This is a genomic window from Levilactobacillus koreensis JCM 16448, assembly GCF_001435525.1.
Taxonomy (GTDB): Bacteria; Bacillota; Bacilli; order Lactobacillales; family Lactobacillaceae; genus Levilactobacillus; species Levilactobacillus koreensis.
The window spans coordinates 1-4322 of record NZ_AZDP01000027.1 but is presented as its reverse complement, the minus strand read 5'-3'; the positions used below and the strand labels follow the sequence as shown (position 1 = coordinate 4322).

Here is a 4322-nt window from a genome sequence, read left to right as displayed (position 1 = left end):
TTTATGGGGGTCCAATTGTCTGTTTATGGGGGTCCAATTGTCTGTTTATGGGGGTCTTGTCTTGAGGTTCCGGCCTTAATATGGTAGCCTCTGATTTAGGAGGTGGTTTTTTGAGCAACGAACTAGTTAAATATCAACCGGAGTTAAATACAATTCCTCTGCGTAAATTTAGTCCTGTTGAGATGAATTTATTTTTTTCAATTGTGTCTAGAATGCGTGATAAGGGTGACCAAACCGTCCGCTTTAGCTTTGACCAGCTAAAAGAGTTAAGTAATTACAAACCCACAGCTAATCGGCGCTTTATCGACGATATTAAACGCACCTACGACCACTTGATGGACTTGCGTTTCGGTAGCCAAAGCAAAAGTGGGTTGTCGTTCGAAAGATTTGTCATGTTTACCAAATTTAAGATCAACGGTGACGTAGACGAGCCGTACGTTGACGTAGAAATCTACAAAGACGCTTTGCCCTTGCTGAACAATCTAGAGAGTTGGGTGCGGTATGCACTTATCGAGTTTCGCGACCTAAAAAGTAGCTATGCCAAAACCATGTTTCGATTACTCAAAGGCTATCGGACAACTGGATACGCCTACTTTTCCAAAGCAGATTTTGATGAGTTACTTGATATTCCAAAAACTTATCGGCAAGGCGACATTAACAAAAAAGTAATAAAACCAATCAAAGAAGAACTTACCCCCCTATTTCGTGGGCTAACTGTCCGCAAGAAATACGGCAAAGGTCGGGGTAAACCAGTTATTGGTTACGCCTTTGCTTGGAAAGCTGAACGTAAGGACGTAGAAGATGTCCACGTCAGCAATACTGAACGCTTGAACAAAGCCAAATTCAATATCGAGCACAATGGCGAACTGTCCGACAAAGAAAAATGGCGGGCAATTGATAAAATCAAACACCTCAAGCTAGGAACGACCGAAGCGGAACATAATAAACAAGAACAAGAGAAGCGCGAAGAACAGATCCGTGCAGAGGAGCGACAAAAAATACTCGAAGAACTACGAAACGGAGGATTACGATGACCGAATTGGAGCGTATTGCGAAACTAGAAAAGCAACTGAAAGCGCGTAAGCGCAAGGCACTAGCGAAGGAATATGAGAAGCTTGGCCGTAAATTTTACAAAAAAACTGGCGCTAAAAATATAACTACAGCCGAAAATATGCTCGACCATACGCCAGTTTTTGAAAAAAGAGAAACGGCTTCACCAACTTTAACTACAGAACAATTTCAGCAACTACAAAACATTGCTAATGCTATGACTTATAACGGCAACTTCTGGAAAATTGAAGACTTGAAAGATGTTAGCCAATGGTTGAGTCAGTTTCGAACAGAAAATGAGCAATCATAATGCCTTAAAAAGCCGATTTGCGAACAGCAAACTTTCGGCTTTTTTTGTGCGGTTTTTTTTGCGTCCTTTTTTTGCAAAAAAAGGACAGGTTTTCGGGCTTGAATTTGTGCCGTTTTGCGAAGCGAAATCGGCATGATTTTGACTTTGATTTTAGGGGGGATAAAAGGGGGGAGCGAAGCCCCCTCTTTTCAAGCGGGAATGGGCATACTTTTGCGAAGCAAAATGTATGTCATTCCGACAGCTTGCAGTATTTGTTTTTTAATGTTAGGGTGAACGTGACCGAAAAGGAAACGTTTATACTTACATTAACTCATTAAAAATCTAACCGCATAGGGCAGATTGAGAATGATGATTCTTAGGGGTGAACTTCATGGCAAATATTAAAGCCAATTCAGATAAACAAACTAAACGAATTAATTTTCGTCTAAATGAACTTGAATACGAGAAGCTATCACAGTCAGCAAGCACTTACGGTCTAACGGTTTCTAGTTATGCCAAACAGCTGGCTTTGAAATCAAATCTACGTAAGCCCTATTTTTCCGCCAGTGACACGCAACAAATCATTCTCGAACTAACCCGTCAAGGAACAAACTTAAACCAAATAACGCGGAAACTTAACCAAGGCGATCCTTTGACACCAGCCATGTTAGCTGAAATCAAAAAAATGCAGGAGGCGCAACGGCAACTATGGCGACAATTGCAAAAGTAACCAACGGCGCCAGTGCCGCTAGTGCGTTGGATTATGCGTTAGGTAAAGACAAGCCCCTGCATGAACACACGGAACGCTGGCTTGAAGAAAACCGACTAGAGCGTCTTGACGCCCTCAAAGATTGTCGTGCGGTGGCCGTTGGCGGGATTAATGGGATTGACCCAGTCATTGCCAAGGAACAATTTAAGGCCGTTCAACAAGCGTTCAATCAAACAGCAAGACGCAATCAGGTGCTACGCATCACGCAATCTTTTGCCTTGAACGAGTTAGACCCTACGAATACCAGAGATTGGCAACGAGCTAATGACTTAGGCTGTGAGCTTGCTGAAAAGCTTTATCCTGACTATCAAACTGCTGTTTATACGCATCTAGACGGTCAAAATCACATTCTGCACAACCACATCATCATCAACAAGGTCAATCTTCAAACTGGTAAAAAGCTTGATGAGCGTAAGGGTTCTGCTGTTGAACGTGCTAGAAATGCCAATGACGAAATTTCCAAAGAGCAAGGCTGGAAAGTCATTGAACCCGTGCGTGAACACCAGTCCAGAACAGAACAGGACTTGACCAAAAAAGGGCAATATTCTTACATGGCTGACTTACGAGGTCGAATTGATACTACTATGCAGGATACGTCTATTTGCGATTTTAAGACGTTCTCAGACGTTTTAGCCAGGTCCGGCGTAAATGTATCTGTTCGTGGTCAAAACGTATCATACGCCTTTTTAGACGCCAATAAGAAGCAGAGACGTGCAAGGGGTAAACGACTCGGCACTGATTACGAAAAGGAGACGATTCTGAATGAGCTGGAGAGACGAACTAGAGAACGAACAGCACAGCAACTCGATCGTGACGACCAAAGCCGAGCTACTGAACTTGTGCGAGAGACAACAAGTACAGATACAGCGCTTGAACAACGAGAACAACAAGCTCAATCAAGAAAACCAAGAATTGACCAACTTAGAAACGCAGTTAAGCCAATTGCAGACCACCTACAGCACTTTACAGGCGCAGTACGAGAGTTTGCTGGCAAAGTTGAACAACGAGTAATCGACAGCAAGCTGTATAAAGACGTGGCAAGTCGCTTCAAAGCTGACCTTGCTAAACAGGAGCAAGCCCGACAAAACGCTATCAAACAGGACTTAGCTAAGCGAATGGCACCAAAGAAACAACCACAAAAAAGTTACTATCGAGAACCGGAGGGACGCTCAAGATGAGTCAAAACGAAGAATTAGCACGTCAAATTTTATTAGCCTACGCCAATGGCAAGGTGGATTTAAGTAAAGTCCCAGAGTTGCAAAGAATAGTCAAAGAAGCTGCTGCGGAACAAATGGCTTACACTGTCAACACTAACGACCTACAACAGAAACAAGCAGACGCATTGAAACGTTCAGAAATTTGGCTTAATGAGCAAGCACATGCCCGATTAGATGCGATTAACCCTGACCAACTCAAGCAAGAGTTTGTTACGTCCGTTGAGGATTACGAACGCCGTCTTAAGGCTCAGCAAAGCGAACTAGAATCTTTGCTTGAACAGTCTGAGAAGTCACGGCGTCAACAGTTCTGGCGCAACCTCATGCCAACTTTAGCAGGTAGCGCCGTTTGCTTGTTGCTAGTTGCTGTCATTTTCTTTGTGCTTGAAAAACTAATTTATCAGGGAATTTGGCAAGGTTGGGGGTTGCACAAACTGTATGCTACCGTGCTCGCGATTCAGCCCCAGCACCCCTATGGTGCGATTGTGCTTGGCCTGCTTGGGTTTGTTTTATTAGCGGGCGCTCTTTATGCCAGTTTCTGGTTATTAGTGCATGCCGTCCAACAATTAGTCGATTTTAAGCCATCTAAGCTCTTGTTCTGGAAGAAGCAGAATAATACTCGCTGGTAGCGCTAAATGAGCTTAGAACGCAAAATATAGCCTCCTAACGCTATCTGGGCCTATCCGCCGAGCGTCAGTCGAGGCTCCTTTCTGAACAACGGTTTTGATTTTGAATTTGGCGAGTGAACGAAGTGAACGCTGCAGGCAAAATGTGAGCGTGATTTTCGCTCACTCCTTTTTGGTTTTTGGGTTTGATTTTGCATTTTGGGGCACGGAGACGAAGTCGGAGACCCCCGCCTCTTTTATAACCTCTTTTAAAACCTTTTTTAAAACCTCTTTTAAGGGTATGTTCCACATTACTCCCCCAAGTGTTTCACAAATGTTTGGGGGTCCAATTGTCTGTTTATGGGGGTCCAATTGTCTGTTTATGGGGGTCCAAT

At 43.6% G+C, this 4322-nt stretch carries 6 protein-coding genes; 5 read left to right on the top strand and 1 reads right to left on the bottom strand.

All coding sequences use genetic code 11. The features are described from left to right. Window positions 1-110 precede the first annotated feature (110 nt). The 5 genes from FC99_RS01910 to FC99_RS01890 all read left to right on the top strand — a co-directional run bounded on the left by FC99_RS01910 (window position 111) and on the right by FC99_RS01890 (window position 3951). Window positions 111-1034 (top strand): replication initiation protein, encoded by a 924-nt coding sequence (locus FC99_RS01910; protein ID WP_056986461.1) that lies wholly within the window; start codon window positions 111-113, stop codon window positions 1032-1034. Beyond that, entirely contained in the window at window positions 1031-1360 is a 330-nt protein-coding gene (locus FC99_RS01905) for a hypothetical protein (RefSeq protein ID WP_056986458.1), read from the top strand. The genes FC99_RS01910 and FC99_RS01905 overlap by 4 nt, the downstream gene beginning before the upstream one ends. Before the next feature lie 370 nt (window positions 1361-1730). Further along, window positions 1731-2069, top strand: a complete 339-nt coding sequence (locus FC99_RS01900) for a plasmid mobilization protein (RefSeq protein WP_056986456.1) — start codon at window positions 1731-1733, stop codon at window positions 2067-2069. Beyond that, complete coding sequence (locus tag FC99_RS01895; protein ID WP_056986454.1) at window positions 2048-3286, top strand: relaxase/mobilization nuclease domain-containing protein; 1239 nt, start codon at window positions 2048-2050, stop codon at window positions 3284-3286. The genes FC99_RS01900 and FC99_RS01895 overlap by 22 nt, the downstream gene beginning before the upstream one ends. After that, the gene (locus FC99_RS01890) at window positions 3283-3951 is read left to right on the top strand and encodes a hypothetical protein (RefSeq protein ID WP_012695385.1); all 669 of its coding nucleotides are present in this window, start codon (window positions 3283-3285) and stop codon (window positions 3949-3951) included. Before FC99_RS01895 ends, FC99_RS01890 begins: the two co-directional genes overlap by 4 nt. A gap of 159 nt (window positions 3952-4110) precedes the next feature. Here FC99_RS01890 and FC99_RS14080 read toward each other — a convergent pair. Then, the coding region (locus FC99_RS14080; RefSeq protein WP_235805844.1) for a hypothetical protein at window positions 4111-4322 on the bottom strand (212 nt) is incomplete at its 5' end.

Coding starts and splice junctions, on each gene's coding strand:
- FC99_RS01905 (WP_056986458.1), top strand. CDS start 1,031: ATGACCGAATTGGAGCGTATTGCGAAACTAGAAAAGCAACTGAAAGCG.
- FC99_RS01890 (WP_012695385.1), top strand. CDS start 3,283: ATGAGTCAAAACGAAGAATTAGCACGTCAAATTTTATTAGCCTACGCC.
- FC99_RS01895 (WP_056986454.1), top strand. CDS start 2,048: ATGGCGACAATTGCAAAAGTAACCAACGGCGCCAGTGCCGCTAGTGCG.
- FC99_RS01900 (WP_056986456.1), top strand. CDS start 1,731: ATGGCAAATATTAAAGCCAATTCAGATAAACAAACTAAACGAATTAAT.